This is a genomic window from Bacillus vallismortis (genome assembly GCF_040784915.1).
Taxonomy (GTDB): domain Bacteria; phylum Bacillota; class Bacilli; order Bacillales; family Bacillaceae; genus Bacillus; species Bacillus subtilis_G.
In genome coordinates, this window is record NZ_CP160797.1 from 4032352 (window position 1) to 4050070 (window position 17719).

Annotated in this window: 16 protein-coding genes, 3 pseudogenes and 3 riboswitches; of the genes and pseudogenes, 11 read left to right on the forward strand and 8 right to left on the reverse strand. The window is 46.7% G+C overall.

Features of this window, described 5'->3' with window-relative positions:
* Positions 1-17 precede the first annotated feature (17 nt).
* The 9 genes and pseudogenes from ABZM97_RS20170 to ABZM97_RS20210 all read left to right on the forward strand — a co-directional run bounded on the left by ABZM97_RS20170 (position 18) and on the right by ABZM97_RS20210 (position 6804).
* The gene (locus ABZM97_RS20170) at positions 18-896 is read left to right on the forward strand and encodes a LysR family transcriptional regulator (RefSeq protein WP_087993259.1); all 879 of its coding nucleotides are present in this window, start codon (positions 18-20) and stop codon (positions 894-896) included.
* A gap of 57 nt (positions 897-953) precedes the next feature.
* Positions 954-1075: pseudogene (locus ABZM97_RS20175) on the forward strand (DUF1453 domain-containing protein); the annotation flags it as partial.
* Positions 1076-1080: 5 nt separating this feature from the next.
* Positions 1081-1332, forward strand: a pseudogene (locus ABZM97_RS20180) (response regulator transcription factor); the annotation flags it as partial.
* A gap of 49 nt (positions 1333-1381) precedes the next feature.
* Positions 1382-2614 (forward strand): peptidase T, encoded by a 1233-nt coding sequence (gene pepT, locus ABZM97_RS20185; RefSeq protein WP_367387084.1) that lies wholly within the window; start codon positions 1382-1384, stop codon positions 2612-2614.
* Between the two features lie 105 nt (positions 2615-2719).
* Positions 2720-2845 (forward strand): hypothetical protein, encoded by a 126-nt coding sequence (locus tag ABZM97_RS20190; protein WP_277986971.1) that lies wholly within the window; start codon positions 2720-2722, stop codon positions 2843-2845.
* A 299-nt stretch (positions 2846-3144) separates the two neighbouring features.
* A pseudogene (locus ABZM97_RS20195) lies at positions 3145-3401 on the forward strand (hypothetical protein).
* Between the two features lie 134 nt (positions 3402-3535).
* Entirely contained in the window at positions 3536-4024 is a 489-nt protein-coding gene (locus ABZM97_RS20200; RefSeq protein WP_087993261.1) for an LURP-one-related/scramblase family protein, read from the forward strand.
* Between the two features lie 66 nt (positions 4025-4090).
* Positions 4091-4197: riboswitch (SAM riboswitch) on the forward strand.
* An 84-nt stretch (positions 4198-4281) separates the two neighbouring features.
* A complete protein-coding gene (locus ABZM97_RS20205) occupies positions 4282-5415 on the forward strand; it encodes a 5-methyltetrahydropteroyltriglutamate--homocysteine S-methyltransferase (RefSeq protein WP_333516362.1) in 1134 nt (377 codons plus the stop codon).
* A gap of 68 nt (positions 5416-5483) precedes the next feature.
* A riboswitch (SAM riboswitch) is annotated at positions 5484-5590 on the forward strand.
* Between the two features lie 77 nt (positions 5591-5667).
* The gene (locus ABZM97_RS20210; protein WP_087993262.1) at positions 5668-6804 is read left to right on the forward strand and encodes a 5-methyltetrahydropteroyltriglutamate--homocysteine S-methyltransferase; all 1137 of its coding nucleotides are present in this window, start codon (positions 5668-5670) and stop codon (positions 6802-6804) included.
* 51 nt (positions 6805-6855) lie between these two features.
* On the opposite strand, the gene ABZM97_RS20215 is transcribed toward ABZM97_RS20210, so the two are convergent.
* From ABZM97_RS20215 to ABZM97_RS20235, 5 genes are all read right to left on the reverse strand, one after another.
* Positions 6856-7629: a 3-hydroxybutyrate dehydrogenase gene (locus tag ABZM97_RS20215; protein ID WP_087993263.1), complete on the reverse strand. Its 774-nt coding sequence runs from the start codon at positions 7627-7629 to the stop codon at positions 6856-6858.
* 14 nt (positions 7630-7643) lie between these two features.
* Positions 7644-8300: a CoA transferase subunit B gene (locus ABZM97_RS20220; protein ID WP_087993264.1), complete on the reverse strand. Its 657-nt coding sequence runs from the start codon at positions 8298-8300 to the stop codon at positions 7644-7646.
* Positions 8297-9013, reverse strand: a complete 717-nt coding sequence (locus tag ABZM97_RS20225) for a CoA transferase subunit A (RefSeq protein ID WP_087993265.1) — start codon at positions 9011-9013, stop codon at positions 8297-8299. The genes ABZM97_RS20220 and ABZM97_RS20225 overlap by 4 nt, the downstream gene beginning before the upstream one ends.
* Positions 9014-9036: 23 nt before the next feature.
* Positions 9037-10455 carry a GntP family permease gene (locus ABZM97_RS20230; RefSeq protein WP_253268686.1) on the reverse strand — a complete coding sequence of 473 codons (1419 nt, stop codon included), beginning with the start codon at positions 10453-10455 and terminating at the stop codon, positions 9037-9039.
* Between the two features lie 218 nt (positions 10456-10673).
* Complete coding sequence (locus tag ABZM97_RS20235; protein ID WP_087993266.1) at positions 10674-11426, reverse strand: (S)-benzoin forming benzil reductase; 753 nt, start codon at positions 11424-11426, stop codon at positions 10674-10676.
* A 152-nt stretch (positions 11427-11578) separates the two neighbouring features.
* Positions 11579-11680, forward strand: a riboswitch (purine riboswitch).
* 127 nt (positions 11681-11807) lie between these two features.
* Between ABZM97_RS20235 and ABZM97_RS20240 the strand changes: the two genes are divergently transcribed.
* Positions 11808-13001, forward strand: coding sequence for a NupC/NupG family nucleoside CNT transporter (locus ABZM97_RS20240; protein WP_202327847.1), 1194 nt, complete (start codon positions 11808-11810; stop codon positions 12999-13001).
* A 42-nt stretch (positions 13002-13043) separates the two neighbouring features.
* Here the strand turns inward: ABZM97_RS20240 and ABZM97_RS20245 are convergent, their stop codons facing one another.
* The 3 genes from ABZM97_RS20245 to ABZM97_RS20255 form a co-directional block, all read right to left on the reverse strand.
* The gene (locus ABZM97_RS20245) at positions 13044-13718 is read right to left on the reverse strand and encodes a DUF3298 and DUF4163 domain-containing protein (RefSeq protein WP_087993268.1); all 675 of its coding nucleotides are present in this window, start codon (positions 13716-13718) and stop codon (positions 13044-13046) included.
* Positions 13719-13815: 97 nt separating this feature from the next.
* Positions 13816-14106: a hypothetical protein gene (locus ABZM97_RS20250; RefSeq protein WP_087993269.1), complete on the reverse strand. Its 291-nt coding sequence runs from the start codon at positions 14104-14106 to the stop codon at positions 13816-13818.
* 49 nt (positions 14107-14155) lie between these two features.
* Positions 14156-16216, reverse strand: coding sequence for a catalase (locus tag ABZM97_RS20255; RefSeq protein ID WP_367387085.1), 2061 nt, complete (start codon positions 16214-16216; stop codon positions 14156-14158).
* A 210-nt stretch (positions 16217-16426) separates the two neighbouring features.
* Between ABZM97_RS20255 and citH the strand changes: the two genes are divergently transcribed.
* Positions 16427-17707: a citrate transporter CitH gene (citH, locus tag ABZM97_RS20260; protein ID WP_087993271.1), complete on the forward strand. Its 1281-nt coding sequence runs from the start codon at positions 16427-16429 to the stop codon at positions 17705-17707.
* Positions 17708-17719 lie beyond the last annotated feature (12 nt).

Genomic DNA, 17719 nt, shown 5'->3' on the forward strand with positions numbered 1-17719 from the left:
AGTGAAGGAGATAGGTTATGGATTTAAAATGGCTGCAAACCTTTATTGTCGCAGCGGCATCAGAGAACTTCAGGGAAACGGCTGAGCGTCTTTACCTCACCCAGCCGGCTGTTTCTCAACATATAAGAAAATTGGAAAATGAACTGGACATGCGGCTGTTTTTGCATCGCGGGAGACGCGTCGTCCTGACTGACGAAGGCAGGCTGTTTTTGCCTTATGCCAAAGAAATGATCAATGTATACCAAGCCGGAAAGCAAAAAGTCAGCCAATGGAAGCAAGGATACAGCCGTTCACTTACACTGGCCGTCCATCCCTACATTGCATCCTATATCTTGCCTCGCTTTCTCCCGGCTTATATCCAAAAACATCCGCATGTTGAACTTTCAACTCATGTGGCTGGATCTGATGATATCAAAAAAGCGGTGGAACAAAATGAAGCGGATATTGGTTTGTCGCGGAAAGATCCGAACTCAAACACACTCTATTATCAGTACATATGCGAAGGCACGCTGTGTCTTGCGGCCCCATTCCAGGAAAACAGGCCTGCTGATGCTGCTTCTGTCTTCAGCCATTATCGGCTTCTCACGCATGATCATCCTTCATATGGGGATACCTTTTTACATAACATCCGTTCACATTACCCTCACCTTCAAACGATGGCTGCCGGGCAGACTGATACGGCTGTCCATATGATAAAAGCGGGAATGGGAGCGTCTTTTCTCCCCGCCTACATCATCAAGCAGGAAGAAGCGGAAAAAAAGCTGATGGCTGTAAGTACGCCCCCGCATCTTGAATTGCCGGCGTCCCAGACGTTTATGATGTGGAAAAGAAACAATGAGGACATTCAGCACTTTCACGCCATGTTACATGACTTTATGCTGCGCGAACAAGTATAGCAGCTGAAAAATCAATCTGCCGGTTGACGTTTTCTTTTCCAATATTCGCTATGCTTCATGCAGAAAGGATTTGATAACATGGCGATGAGCCCTATATGTTGATTTGAATTATTTTTATTATTTTATCGATGTATCGAGAACGAACGGTAAAGCCCGGGACATGTTCGATCATTCCGCTTAACTAAAAATCATCAGTGAAACATTTCGCGCGAAGCAACAGACACAAGCTGATAAACTGGCAGAATCGTTTACCAAAAGAGAGCTCGAGGTTCTTCAGCAAATGGCCTACGGATTGAGAAATGAAGAGATTGCTGAAAAGCTATTCGTCAGTGAAAGCACTGTGAAAACCCACGTGCACCGCATCCTGCAAAAATGCAACGCCCAAGACCGGACACAGGCAGTCGTGTTTGCCATCCGTAACGGTATTGTGCAATAGAAATCTCTCGTCCCGCCATGATAAGATAAGACAAAGGAGATGATTGGAAATGAAAGAAGAAATCATTGAACGGTTTACTACATACGTAAAAGTCGACACGCAGTCTGATGAATCCGTCGACACCTGCCCTTCCACACCCGGCCAATTGACGTTAGGAAACATGCTTGTTGATAAATTGAAATCTATCGGCATGCAGGATGCAGTGATTGACGAAAACGGTTATGTGATGGCGACTCTTCCCTCCAATACTGAAAAAGACGTGCCGACAATCGGCTTTCTCGCTCACGTCGACACCGCTACAGACTTTACCGGCAAAAACGTGAATCCGCAAATCGTTGAAAGCTACGATGGAAAAGACATCGTTCTCAATGAAAAACTGCAGGTCATCCTGTCACCTGATCAATACCCTGAGCTATCTGGCTATAAAGGCCACACACTCATCACCACTGACGGCACAACCCTGCTCGGCGCAGACAATAAAGCCGGGATTGCCGAAATCATGACAGCCATGGATTACCTCATCAAACACCCTGAAATCAAGCACGGCACCATCAGAGTCGCGTTTACGCCTGATGAAGAAATCGGAAGAGGACCGCACAAGTTTGATGTCAAACGGTTCAATGCGTCCTTTGCCTATACAGTTGACGGCGGCCCGCTTGGCGAACTTGAGTACGAAAGCTTCAATGCCGCGGCCGCAAAAATCACAGTCAAAGGCAACAACGTACATCCCGGCACGGCAAAAGGAAAAATGATCAATTCCGCGAAAATCGCGATGAAGCTGAACAGCCTGCTGCCGGCAGATGAAGCGCCTGAATATACAGAAGGCTACGAAGGCTTCTACCACCTGCTGTCAATTCAAGGAGATGTAGAGGAAACAAAGCTCCACTACATTATCAGAGACTTTGACAAAGAGAAATTCCAAAGCAGAAAAGCAACGATGAAGCGTGTCGTTGAGGAACTTCAAAATGAATATGGGCAAGACCGGATTCACCTTGATATGAACGATCAATACTACAACATGAGAGAGAAAATCGAACCTGTCATCGAAATCGTCAACATCGCCAAGCAAGCGATGGAAAACCTCGGCATCGAACCGAAGATTTCCCCAATCCGCGGAGGCACGGACGGTTCCCAGCTGTCCTACATGGGGCTTCCGACGCCAAACATCTTTACAGGCGGCGAAAACTTCCACGGCAAATTTGAATACATCTCGGCCGACAACATGGTTAAAGCCGTAAACGTCATCGTTGAGATTGCAAAGCAGTTTGAAGAACAAGCATAATGCCAAAAGCCAGTCTAAAAAAAGGACTGGTTTTTTTACGTGAAAATGAAACATTTTTCATACGTCCTCCGTAAAACAAGTATCAACGGATGAGGGGGAAAAACAATGACAAAACATGCAATCGCTGCAAAAAGTTTATTGAAAAAATGGATCATGACCCGGCCGCTTAACACACAAAAGAAATCAAGCGCATTTCAAAAGATTAGAAAAATGTTCAAACGCTTCTTCTGATCAGTCATCCAAATCCTCAAAACCACAATCTGCATACCCTCGTACCGCCCAAATGCTCCGTGATTTGGGTTTTTTGTGTTTAATTAAGATAAATAGGGTATACATCAAACAAGCAAGAAAAAAACATCCAAAAACAGGTAGTTGGAATCACATAATTTTAGGTTAAAAGTTATATAAAGGAATTTATTTTCTCGTCGATAGTAACTATAGAACTAAACATCAACTAGAACATTCACCGTGATTCAAGACTATTTTCAGGTCATCAGGTTAAACTGTTTTAGAGGGGCAGTTATTTATTTTTGATTGATTTAGAATTTTTTGAATACTTTTTGACAATTTATCCGTACAATAGAGATACCAAAACTTTTTTTGGGAGGTATGTAAAATGATCCTATTTATTATCATCGCATTATGCGGCTATCTTCTTTTTTCTTTCAGCAAGGACAATCGCCGCAAACCGCAAAAGACAAGCCCTCTGCCAGCAGCCGCAACTTATCATAACAACCTAATCGACCTTGACGCCATCCGCCAAAAACGCCGGATGCATCTTTCCTAAAACGATATTTCAAACGAAAAGGCTGCTGAACAACGCAGCCTTTTTTCATTTTGGAAACATAGATTTGGACTTGAAACCTTTTTGCCCCCTGTCCGTAATATTTTACAAGGCAAATTCAAAAGGAGACTGCAGCAATGATCGATTTATTTATGAAACAAAAAATGTTCTCGTTTAAAGATACATTTCACATTTATGACCGGGATGAACAAGAGCGATTCAAGGTCGAAGGACGGTTCTTTTCGTTAGGGGACTCATTACAATTGACAGATTCATCCGGGAAAACGCTCGTTTCCATTGAACAAAAAGTGATGTCATTTCTGCCGCGATATGTGATTTCAATTGGCGGGAAAACGGTTTGTGAGGTGACGAAGAAATTAGCGTTTTTCAAACCGAAGTTTGAGATTTCCGGACTTAACTGGCAAATTGACGGTGACTTGTGGAAGAATGAATTCCAGCTGACTGACGGGGAGAATGTCCGGATGTCGGTGAGTAAGAAGTGGCTCAGCTGGGGTGATTCCTATCATTTGCAGATTGCAAACGAGGAAGATGTGCTGCTTTGCACGGCCATCGCTATCGTGTTGGATATGGTCTTATATGACGATGAAGATGAGAGTCTTTTCTAAAAAAGTGTTGACAATTGATTCAAAAGTAATAATATTAAGATAATTAAAATGTAAATATGAAGATGTACCTTATCAAGAGAGGTGGAGGGACTGGCCCTGTGATACCCGGCAACCGCTGTTTCAAACAGAATGGTGCTAAATCCTTAAGAACATTGCGTTCTTGCAGATGAGGCGGAGATTTGATCATTCAAGCTCTTCCTTACTCAAAGGAAGAGCTTTTTTCATGCTTACCCTATTTCAGAAAAGAGGCGAATGACATGGCTCAACAAACAAATGTTGCAGGACAAAAATCAGAAAAACAAAACAAAGCTCCTTTCCGCGCCGATCATGTCGGCAGTTTACTGCGCTCCGCTCCGGTGAAAGAAGCACGCCAGAAAAAAGCGGCCGGCGAGATCACAGCGGAACAGCTTCGTGAGATTGAAAACAAGGAAATCACTCGCATTGTCAAAAAACAAAAAGAAATCGGTCTCGACGTGGTAACAGACGGTGAATTTCGCCGTTCTTGGTGGCATTATGATTTTCTCGAAGGGCTTGACGGTGTGGAACCGTTCATTCCCGCTGAAGGGATTCAGTTCCATAACGTAAAAACAAAAGCACGCAGCATCAAAGTGACGGGAAAACTCGATTTTACGAACCACCCAGCGCTTGCTGATTATCAATTTTTACAAGAGATTGCCGGCGACGCGACACCTAAATTGACGATTCCGAGCCCGAATATGCTGTTTTTCGGTGAAAAGGCCGATAAAGGCATTTATGACGATCAAGAGGAGTACTTTCATGATCTGGCCCAAGCGTACAAAAAAGCAATCAACGCCTTCTATGACGCTGGATGCCGCTATCTTCAGCTAGATGATACGTCATGGTCTCTCTTCTTTGAGGAAAAAGGCAGAGAGGTTGTCCGGGCGCTCGGCGGCGATCCAGAAACATTGCCTGCCTTGTTTGCCAAAACGATTAACGATGCAGTCGCGGACCGCCCTGATGATTTAACAATCACAATGCACATTTGCCGCGGCAACTTCAAGTCGACTTGGGCGGCATCAGGAGGCTATGACGCTGTAGCGGAAACGATTTTGGACGGCTTAAACTTGGACGGCCTGTTCTTGGAATATGATGATGATCGCTCCGGAAATTTTGATCCGCTCCGTTTCGTGAAACGCAAGGATCTGCAAATTGTTCTTGGCTTAATTACATCAAAATACGGCGAGCTCGAAAATCCTGAGGATGTGAAACGCCGAATCAATGAAGCGGCGCGCTTTGTCAGCCTTGACCAGTTGTGCCTCAGCCCGCAGTGCGGTTTCGCCTCTACAGAAGAAGGCAATCTGTTGACAGAGATGCAGCAATGGGCGAAGCTGCGCCACGTCATCGACATCGCCAACGATGTGTGGAGATAATCTATCATTGACAGACATGTAAAATGTGTGAATAATAGATACTATCAGAAAATTTCATAAAAAGGTTTTCCTTATCAAGAGAGGTGGAGGGACTGGCCCTGCGATACCCGGCAACCGCTGTTTAACAGAATGGTGCTAAATCCTTTAGAGCATTGATTGCTCTTGAAGATAAGGTTGAGATTGTCACGCAAGCTCTTCCTTATCCAAAGGAAGAGCTTTTTTATATTTGAATGGAAAGAAGGAATGAACAACATGCCACAACAAACAACACCCGCAGAACAAAAATCACTTCAAAGACAAAAACCGCCATTTCGCGCGGATCAAGTCGGAAGCCTGCTGAGGTCTGAGCCCGTCAAAAAAGCGCGGCTGCAAAAAGCCGCCGGCGAGATTACGGCTGAACAGCTTCGCCAGATCGAGAACGATGAAATCATCCGCATTGTGGAAAAACAGAAGGAAACCGGCCTGAACGTCGTGACAGACGGCGAATTCCGCAGAGCGTGGTGGCATTTTGATTTTCTGGAAAACTTGGATGGGGTTGAGCCGTTTATTCCTGAGCACGGCATTCAATTTCATAACGTACAGACAAAAGCACGCGGCATTAAAGTCACAGATGATATCGACTTTTCAACTCACCCAATGCTTGAAGATTATTCATTTCTCCATAGCATTGCAGGTGACGCGACGCCGAAGATGACGATCCCAAGCCCGAATATGCTGTTTTTCCGCGGAAAGCTTGAAAAGGATGCGTACAAAAACGACTATCAGCTTTTCCAGCATGATGTATCCAAAGCATATAAAAAAGCGATTCAAGCGTTTTATGACAGAGGCTGCCGCTACCTCCAGCTTGATGATACGGCATGGGCTGTTTTCTTATCTGAAAAAGGCTTAAAACAAATCGAAGCATTCGGAACAACGCCAGACGAGCTTCGCCAGCTGTTTGCGAAATCCATTAACGACGCGATTGCGGATCGTCCGGATGACCTGACGGTGACCATGCATATTTGCCGCGGCAACTTCCAGTCCACTTGGACAGCTGAAGGCGGTTATGACGCGGCAGCTGAAACCATTTTTGACGGCTTGAACCTTGACGGCCTGTTCTTGGAATACGATGATTCACGCTCAGGCGGATTTGAACCGCTCCGTTATGTGAAGCGCTCTGATCTTCAGCTTGTCCTTGGTTTAGTCACCTCTAAATTCGGCGAGCTTGAACATCCGGACGATGTGAAACGCCGTATCGAAGAAGCGTCCCGCTATGTGAGCTTAGACCAGCTTTGCCTCAGCCCTCAATGCGGATTCGCTTCCACTGAAGAAGGCAACAAGCTGACCGAAGAACAGCAATGGGCGAAGCTGCGCCATGTGGTTGAAATCGCTAACGATGTTTGGAAATAAGCAAAGAAAAAACACACTTGATTCCATGGCGGAGCAAGTGTGTTTTTTATATCATTGAGCGGTGTAGCCCCCATCTAGGACGACAGCCTGCCCGGTGACACCCTTCGCTTTCTCGCTTGCCAAAAACACTGCATAATCCGCGATTTCCTTGACGCCAAGCAGTCGTTTTTGCGGCACAAGCGGAAAAATGATCTGTTCAAGGACGGAGTCGTAAGGGACATTTCTCGTTTTCGAAAGATCGCTCAGCTGATTGCGGACAAGCTGTGTATCGACATACCCCGGACAGAGCGCGTTAACTGTAATGCCATGGGGCGCGCCCTCCAGCGCCCCGACCTTAGTCAGCCCAATGACACCGTGCTTGGCGCTATTATAAGCCGATTTCCCCGCAAAGCCGACTAAACCATTAACAGACGCGATATGAATGATTCTGCCAAACTGCTGTTTTTTCATGATCGGAAAAACATGCTTCATTGCGATGAAGGGCGCCGTCAGCATGACCTTGATCAGTTGTTCAAAGGTTTCTGTCGGAAACTCTTCAATCGGGGCGACGTGCTGAATACCGGCATTGTTCACCAGAATATCCAAGCGGCCGTATCGTTTTTGAATGGTGTTCACCGTATCAGCGACTTGCGCTTCCTTTGTCACATCACACGGAATGGCTGCTGCGTCAAAACCTTCTTCTGCAAGCTTGGAAGCGGCCTTTTCGCATGCTTCCTGATGAAGGTCCGAAACGATGACTCTAGCTCCTTCACGGGCGAACTCCCTCGCGATTTCGAATCCGATTCCGCCGGCTGCCCCTGTCACCAAGGCGACTTGTTTATTCATGTCAAACACCTTCCCTAAGAGTTTTGTTTGATCACAGACTGGCTTACAGCGAAATCAGCTTCTGTTTTTTCATACACCTCTTCAATTGTGACGCCTTTCTGAAGCTCAGTCAGTGTCATGCGGCCGTTATCAAAATCAAACACTGCCAAATCCGTAATCAGCCTATGCACGACTTTCTGGCCCGTCAGCGGAAGGGAGCAAGTTTTTTTCACCTTTGACTCTCCATGCTTATTGACATGCTCCATGATGACAACGATCCGTTTCGCCCCGTTGACGAGATCCATCGCGCCGCCCATCCCTTTTACCATTTTCCCGGGGATCATCCAATTGGCCAGATCGCCTTGCTCCGAAACCTCCATCCCGCCAAGGATAGCCAAATCGATATGCCCGCCTCTTATCATCGCGAATGACTCGGCGCTGTCAAAATAGGAAGCGCCCGTCACTTCAGTGATCGTTTCCTTTCCCGCATTGATCAAATCCGCGTCTTCCGTTCCTTCCGCAGGATACGGGCCGATCCCAAGCAAGCCGTTTTCTGACTGAAGCATGACGTGAACGCCATCGGGTATCTCATTTGCGACAAGCGTCGGTATTCCGATCCCGAGATTGACGTTCATGCCATCCTTGATTTCTTGTACAGCCCGTTTGACCATCCGTTGTCTCGCTTCCTTCATTTCGCCTCACCCTTTCCCGCCGCCTGCCGAACTGTGCGTTTTTCAATCCGTTTTTCATGGCTGGCGCCAAGCACCACATGCTGTACGTAAATGCCCGGTGTGTGGATGTGATCTGGATCAAGCTCTCCCGCTTCCACGATGTCTTCCGCCTCGGCAATCGTGATCTTGCCTGCCATGGCGGCAACGGGATTAAAATTTCTCGCCGTTTTCCGAAAAACCAAATTCCCCATGGTGTCCGCTTTCCATGCTTTGACAATCGCCACGTCGCCGGTAATGCCTCGCTCCAGCACATACCTCCGGCCGCCGAACGTTTTATGTTCTTTTCCCTCAGCTATTGAAGTGCCGACACCAGTCGCCGTGTAAAATCCCGGTATGCCCGCGCCGCCTGCCCGAATTCTCTCGGCGAGCGTTCCTTGGGGAACAAGCTCAACCTCAAGCTCTCCGCTTAAAAACTGCCGCTCAAAAATTTTATTTTCCCCGACATAGGATGAGATCATTTTCTTGATTTGCCTGTTAGCCAAAAGCAAACCAAGGCCCCAGTCATCGACTCCGCAATTGTTGCTGACAACGGTTAAATCCTTGACCCCCTGATCTCTTATCGCCATAATGAGCTGTTCAGGAATGCCGCACAGCCCGAATCCTCCTGCGATCAGCGTATCTCCATCTTGAATCAGTTCCGCAGCTTCCTTACTAGATAACAGCACTTTTCCCATACTGATGCCCCTTTCGTTTTCTCCTACACTAGACCCGTCAGGCTGTAAATCGCGATCACGGCAAATACGGCAGCCGTTTTGATGAGTGTGATCGCAAAAATATCCCGATACGATTGCCGGTGAGTCAGTCCCGTCACAGCCAAAAGCGTGATGACTGCGCCATTATGCGGCAGCGTATCCATGCCGCCTGATGCCATCGAAATGACCCGATGCATCACTTCCGGCGGAATGTTGTAAACCTGAATCGCCTGCAAGTATTGATCCGACATCGCACTTAACGCAATGCCCATACCTCCTGAAGCCGACCCGGTGATCCCCGCCAGCGCCGTTGTCGTGACGGCCCCGTTTACAAGCGGATCAGTAAAGGTGTGCGAAATCCCGCTGCTCAGCTTGTGAAATCCCGGAAGTGCGGCGATAACGCCGCCGAAACCATACTCGGCACCTGTATTCATAGATGCCAGCAAGGCGCCGCCGATCCCTTCATTCAGCCCTTCCTTCATTTGGACAAACACTCTTCTCCAATCAAATAAAATTGTTGTGATGATGCCAATCACCAGAGCGAGCTCCACCGACCAAATGGCAGCCGCTGAAGAAATATCAAGTTTATCGAACTCCTTTAATCCGATCGACGAAAAATCGAACCCATTCGGATACCACTTTGGAAGGTATATGGTGAAGCATTTATTCATTGCACCTACGAGAATAAGCGGGACAAAGGCAAGCGCATGCTGCACCTGGCTTTTGTCCGGTGCAGCCGCTAACTCAGACGATTCAAGAGCGGCAGAATTCTTCGAATCAAAACCGTCATAGCCTTCGCCAGTTGCCTGCGCTTTTTTCCTCCTCGATTCCAAATAAAGCATGCCCGCTGCCAGCACAATCACTGCGCCGAACAAACCAAGCCAAGGAGCGGCATAAATGTCTGTTTTGAAAAACGTCGTCGGGATGACATTTTGAATTTGCGGCGTCCCCGGAAGCGCGTCCATCGTAAACGTAAAAGCCCCTAAAGCAATCGTTCCCGGGATGAGGCGTTTCGGTATGTTTGCTTCTTGGAACATGTTTTTCGCAAAAGGATATACGGCAAACACGACAACAAACAGGCTGACGCCGCTGTACGTCAAGACAGCGCCCATCAGCACGATTGCGAGTATCGCTCTTTTCGCCCCGACAAGCCTGACAATCGTTTTCGCAATCGATGCCGCAAGCCCGGACATTTCAACGACCTTTCCAAAAATCGCACCGAGCAAAAATACCGGAAAATACAGCTTTATAAAACCCGCCATCTTCTCCATAAAAATTGATGAGAAAAAAGGAAGCACGTGGCTTGGATCAGTCAGCAGCACCGCGAATAACGCGCAAATCGGCGCAAATAATATGACAGAAAATCCCCGATACGCCGTAAACATCAGCAAGCCTAACGCCAATAGAATGATGATGAGTTCCACAAGCATCCCCCATTTCCGCGAAAGAGAAAGCGTTTGCAAAAATCTCTCCGCATCGACTGTTTCCATCCCTTTTTCATATGTACGGGAAGCGGGGGCCAACTATTCCCATTAAAAAAGGAAAGCCCCTTTTTTCGGAGCTTTCCTTTGCCTATTAGGATATCGACATCAACCGTTTCTCTTTTTGCTGTATGAAGTTTCCCCGCCCCTGTACATAACAATTATCCATAAATCGGAAATAGATGTTCAACGATTGCTTGTTCTCCAAATTCATCATGAGTCAGAAATTGAATTAACGCGTCTGCAGTTTCTTCAGGAGACTGTAATTTCCCTGTTTTCTTTAACTGAATGAATTCATCAACATAAGGAAAATCTTCTTTGCGGACCGAGCGGATTTCGGTTTGCAGCTGTGTATCAATCACTCCGGGATAAACCGCTGCGATTTTCACTGGATTCTGCTGATTCTCCTGTTCCAATTTGATACTTTTCGTAAATGAATCCAAACCAGCTTTTGACGTGCTGTAGCAGCTTTGTGAGGGCAATACATATTTGGCTGAGGCTGACGAGATATTCATGATTCGCTTATCCGTATCGATGAGCTTTGTGTGCTTCACAAATTGGGAGGTCATGACCATCGGAGCCATTAAATTCACTTGCATATGTTGGACCATGTCTTCCGCTTTATTGTGTTCAATCGGCCCCACAGGCGATAGCACGCCGGCATTATTGATCAAATAAATGCCTTCCGGATGCGGATCATGATTGATGTCTGCAAATAAGTCCTGAAAAAGCGCTTCAATCTTGTGGGTCTCTCTGAGGTCGAAGGAGTAATATCGCAATTGGGGATCTTGGTTAATCAGGCTTTGATTCGCCCGTCTTGACATACAGTACAGCCGATGGTTAGAATGGATGAGCTTTTTGCCTAATGCTTCGCCAATTCCTTTTGACGCGCCCGTAATAATGATATGCTTCATTTTTCCCCTCCTGATTTCCTAAACATCATTTCAACATAGCAATCCAGCGTGTTAAGCCTTTATTTCCTCAAATTCAAAATATAAATTTTATTATTGTGAAAATAGTTAAAAAGGTTGATTTTCAAAAAGTGAAAGGATAAAATACTGCTATCAACCTAGAAAATAGACATTCTTGTATATGATCAGTAATATGGTCTGATTGTTTCTACCTAGTAACCGTAAAAAACTAGACTACAAGAAAGTTTGAATAAATTTGAACGAGTTGAAAAGGACATGTTCTTTTCTGTTTGCTCTTATTTTTCACACTTTCTGCATTTCCAGAATTTGTGAAGAATAAGAGCTTTTTTTGTTTCCAAAATAAACCTCATAGGAGTTGCTATCATGTACTTTTTATTAAACCTTGTCGGTCTCATTGTGATTATGGCAGTTGTATTCCTATGTTCTCCGCAGAAAAAGAAAATCAAGTGGCGCCCGATCATTACGTTAATTGTTCTGGAATTGCTGATTACTTGGTTTATGCTGGGAACAAAAATCGGGAGCTGGACCATCGGTAAAATTGGTGATTTCTTCACTTGGCTGATTGCTTGCGCCAGTGATGGTATCGCGTTTGCCTTCCCGTCAGTGATGGCGAATGAAACAGTAGACTTTTTCTTTAGCGCGCTTCTTCCAATTATCTTTATCGTCACATTCTTTGATATTTTAACCTATTTCGGCATTTTGCCTTGGATGATTGATAAAATCGGCTGGTTGATTTCAAAGGCTTCCCGCTTGCCGAAATTAGAGAGCTTTTTCTCTATTCAAATGATGTTTTTGGGAAATACTGAAGCACTTGCGGTCATCCGCCAGCAGCTGACGGTATTAAACAACAACCGCCTGCTCACGTTCGGCTTGATGAGCATGAGCAGCATCAGCGGCTCCATTATTGGATCTTATCTGTCAATGGTGCCGGCGACATACGTGTTTACAGCGATTCCTTTGAACTGCTTAAACGCGCTGATTATCGCAAACCTGCTGAATCCTGTTCACGTGCCGGAGGATGAAGATATCATCTATACGCCACCTAAAGAAGAGAAGAAAGACTTTTTCTCTACAATTTCTAACAGTATGCTTGTCGGCATGAACATGGTTATCGTTATTTTAGCAATGGTGATCGGATATGTCGCGTTAACGTCAGCGGTCAATGGCATTCTTGGCGTTTTCGTCCACGGCCTGACCATCCAGACAATCTTCGCTTATCTCTTCAGTCCGTTCGCATTCCTGCTTGGGCTGCCGGTACACGATGCGATGTATGTCGCTCAGCTGATGGGAATGAAATTGGCAACGAACGAGTTTGTTGCGATGCTTGACTTGAAAGAAAATCTCACATCACTTCCGCCTCACACCGTTGCGGTGGCGACGACATTCCTGACGTCATTTGCCAACTTCAGTACTGTCGGCATGATTTACGGCACGTACAACTCGATCCTTGACGGCGAAAAGTCAACGGTCATCGGAAAAAACGTGTGGAAATTGCTCGTCAGCGGAATTGCGGTATCTTTACTAAGTGCTGCGATTGTCGGCCTGTTTGTGTGGTAAAAATCTTGAGCCATATCCCTTTCCCGGATATGGCTTTTTTGATTATTGATAAATAGACGAAGGCACCTGCACATCACGGATTCCGGCCGCATAAGGCCCTAATTCATACTGGCCGAAGACGATGGCGATTCCGTTTTTCGTAAAGTAAAACACTGTGTCTTTGTTAAGGGTAATATCTTCTTTCTTTACATCTGGGAAAAACAGCGTGTCATGTTTTTTGATATAGCTGTATAGATAATCTTTCGTTTTGCTGACTTTTGTTTTGGTATTCAGAATCTGATTCAGTGTCACCCGCTTTTTGGTTTTCAAGTCATAGTTGAAGGACTGAACAGACGTTAAACCATGGGCGCCGCCTGAATATATATAATTGAGTGTTTGAATGCTAAGCTTGCCCGCCGCATTATATTTGACGCTGAACGATGTTTGATATTCCGCTTTGAAACCTTGCTGTTCACCGGCTTTTTTGTTTTTTAAGTATTCTTGATACGATTGTTCAATGTAGGCTTTCAGCTCTTGATTGATTTTCTTTTCAAACGCGGCATTTCCGATGTGATGCACCTGAGGATACTTTAATTCCTTAATCTTTTTGTACGTATGGCTGCTGACAGCCGGTGTTTTCGCTTGAAACGCTTTTAATGATGGAGCCGCAGCATAGGCAAATACAGAAAAAAGCAAAACTGCAACCCCCGCGGCTTTCAGCATGTTATTCCATTTCATACACTCTCCTCCTTTGGTGTCGTTGTTTATCATTCCCTAGTACTGATAAAATCAAAAGAAGTTTCCAAATAAAAAAAGAGACAAGATGCCTCTTTTTTTACTGTTTACGCTCCAAAATCGCTTCATGAACCGCTTGTGCCAAATCTATATTTCCAAACATCTCTAACACCGCAATGACGGTCTGGTCCGGAATGTGCTCGGATTCGTGTTTCGGCACGGCCAGTTCGTCCATGGTTTTTCTCAAACTTTCATTGAGCTTTTGCTGCGGATACGCCTTGGCGTACAGCTCCAGCGGGTCAAGGTCATGGTTCACGCACCATTGGGCAAAAACCAAAATCATCATATTTTCATCGCGTTCGTAAGCTTCGGCGAGCTGTTTTTCGTTCATCTGTCATGCTCCTTATGAAAAGTATCTTCTTTTAAGATACAGGAGCGGATCACATTCGTCTATCCCAATGGCGGTGAGCGGCGACCGCCTCGATAAACGTCTTGCTGAAGGCGTTGTAATCAGCTTCATCTTTAGCAGTCACAAGGCCCGGCCCCTCTGTTGTCCCGACAGCTGATTGAAGAAGATCAATTCCTTCATTTGCCGCACCGATCGCCTTATAGTGATTGTAGGCTTCTCTGATAAACGCCATCGCGTGTTTGTCGTCTTTTAACTCTGATCCTCCCGCGGCATAGACGGCATCATACAGAACAGAGTCAGTCGTCAGGAACGTGCCGCCTGCCTCAAGCTGCCGGCCGTTGCCGCTCGTGATGTACCCCAGCGTTTGGCTGATGATATCCGCTGTGATTCCTTCTTGCTTTAAGGCATCCAGCACGGTTTGCAGCTCTTTTTCATGAAATCCGTTTCCAGCGAGAACAGCCACTTTTCTTGATGACGCTGTTTTCACTGTGCGGGCTTGGCTTAACGCAGGCGAGGTCAGGATTTCTTTAGACGCATTACGTTTCGCCGGCGGCGCCACACCTACTCCTTTGGCGATTTCTTCCGCTAAGCCTTCATCCACATTGCTGAAGACATCAACGACCTGCCGCTGCACATCCTTGCTCTTGACCTTCCCGACCTCGAAGCAGAAGGCGGAGATGATGTGCTGTTTCTCGACAGGAGACATGCTGTTCCAGAACAGCTTCGCCTGTGCGTAATAATCGTTGAAGCTGTCGCTCCGCTGGCGGATTTTTTTGCCCTCGACTTTTTCCTGATAGTGGACATAGCCGCCTTCTTCGGCTGTCGCAGGCGACGGGTCATTGTTTTGCAGAGAGTTTTTATGATAAGCGACCGGCCCCTTATTGATCGTCATCCGGTGATAGCCGTCGTACTGGTTGTTATGGAACGGACATACCGGGCGGTTAATCGGAATCTCATGGAAGTTCGGGCCGCCAAGACGGATCAGCTGTGTGTCCGTATAAGAGAAAAGCCGGCCCTGCAGAAGCGGGTCATTTGTAAAATCGATGCCCGGCACGACATTTCCCGGGTGGAATGCGACTTGTTCTGTTTCCGCAAACACATTGTCCTGGTTGCGGTTCAGCGTCATTTTCCCAATGATTTTCACCGGCACGAGCTCTTCCGGCCACAGCTTGGTTGGGTCAAGAATATCAAAATCAAATTTGAACTCATCTTCTTCATCAATCATTTGCACGCCGAGCTCATATTCAACCATGCCGCCGTTTTCAATCGTTTCCCACAAGTCGCGGCGGTGGAAGTCGGCATCTTTCCCGGCAATTTTCTGCGCTTCATCCCATACGAGAGAATGCACGCCGAGCACTGGCTTCCAATGGAATTTCACGAAACGCGCCTTTCCTTGTTCATTAACAAAACGGAATGTGTGAACGCCGAAGCCCTCCATCATTCTGTAGCTGCGAGGGATGCCTCTGTCAGACATCGTCCACATCACCATATGCGCTGACTCAGGATTGTTGGCGACAAAATCCCAAAACGTATCATGAGCGGTCGCGGCTTGAGGCATTTCATTATGAGGTTCAGGCTTAAACGCGTGAACCAAGTCCGGAAATTTGATCGCATCCTGAATGAAAAACACCGGGATGTTATTTCCCACAAGATCATAATTTCCTTCTTCCGTATAAAATTTCGTCGCAAAGCCTCTGGCGTCGCGCACCGTGTCTGCGGAGCCTTTAGAACCCGCGACCGTCGAAAACCGGACAAATACCGGTGTCTTCACTGAAGGGTCCTGAAGAAATTTGGCCCGTGTATACTCGGCCATCGGCTCGTAAACCTGAAAAAAGCCATGTACGCCATACCCGCGCGCATGCACAACACGCTCCGGAATCCTCTCATGGTCAAAGTGCGTCATCTTCTCCCGGAAGTGAAAATCCTCCATCAGCGTCGGACCGCGAACCCCGGCTTTTAACGAGTGCTCATCCTCTGACACCCGCACGCCTTGGTTTGTCGTCATTTTCTTCCCGCTGTTATCGGCTCTGTACTGCTCAAGCTGCTCGTCCTTTAAGTGTTCATTTACACGTTTGCTTTGATCATCACTCATGTCCGTTCCCCCTTTTATTGATTCCATATCTCAAAACGAAACATTCTACAGCACATTTACCCGCGGCCTTCTTCAGATAAACTGCTAATCCGTTCAATAGGATTTTAGGTCTACCTATCAGTATGAGGACATACATATTTGAAATAAGCCTTCTGTTCAGAAAGAGAATGTGGAAGCGCTTACTTAAAATCGACTGAGGGAGGTCATAGCGTGCTTGCCATACTCGGTTTTGTGATGATCCTTGTCTTTATGTACCTGATTATGTCTAACCGGCTTTCCGCTCTTATTGCATTGATTGTTGTTCCTGTTGCATTTGCCTTGATCAGCGGATTTGGCAAAGATCTTGGCGAGATGATGATTCAAGGTGTAACAGACCTCGCTCCGACCGGCATTATGCTGTTATTTGCCATCCTGTATTTCGGCATAATGATTGACTCCGGTTTGTTTGATCCGCTCATTGCCAAAATCTTATCGCTTGTCAAAGGAGACCCGTTAAAAATCACCGTCGGCACAGCGGTTCTGACGATGACCATTTCGCTGGACGGGGATGGGACAACAACCTATATGCTTACCATTGCGGCTATGCTGCCTCTGTACAAACGGCTCGGCATGAATCGATTGGTATTGGCCGGAATTGCGATGCTCGGTTCGGGAGTCATGAATATTATTCCGTGGGGCGGGCCGACTGCGAGGGTTTTGGCTTCCTTGAAATTGGACACGTCGGAGGTCTTCACACCGCTGATTCCCGCTATGATCGCCGGCATTCTCTGGGTGATTGCAGTCAGTTATATCCTCGGAAAAAAAGAGCGGAAGCGGCTCGGCGTCATTTCGATTGAACACGCGCCTGCCTCCGATCAGGATGCAGATCCGCTCAAGCGTCCCGCTCTCCAATGGTTTAATCTTCTGCTGACTGTCGCCCTCATGGCTGCGCTGATCACCAGCCTGCTTCCGCTCCCTGTTCTTTTTATGACCGCGTTCGCCATCGCCTTGATGGTCAACTACCCAAATGTCAAAGAGCAGCAGAAACGGATCTCGGCGCATGCGGGAAACGCGTTAAACGTTGTCTCGATGGTGTTTGCGGCAGGCATATTCACAGGCATTCTTTCAGGCACGAAAATGGTGGATGCGATGGCCCATTCTCTCGTTTCACTCATCCCTGACGCCATGGGCCCGCATCTGCCGTTGATCACAGCTATCATCAGCATGCCATTCACCTTTTTCATGTCGAATGACGCCTTTTACTTCGGTGTTCTTCCGATCATCGCAGAAGCCGCTACCGCTTACGGAATAGACGCCGCCGAGATCGGAAGGGCCTCCTTGCTGGGCCAGCCGGTGCACCTCCTCAGCCCGCTTGTGCCTTCCACCTATCTATTGGTCGGAATGGCAGGCGTCAGCTTTGGCGACCATCAAAAATTCACCATCAAATGGGCCGTGGGGACAACGATTGTGATGACGATTGCGGCGCTTTTGATTGGGATTATTTCGTTTTAATGAGAAAAGGAT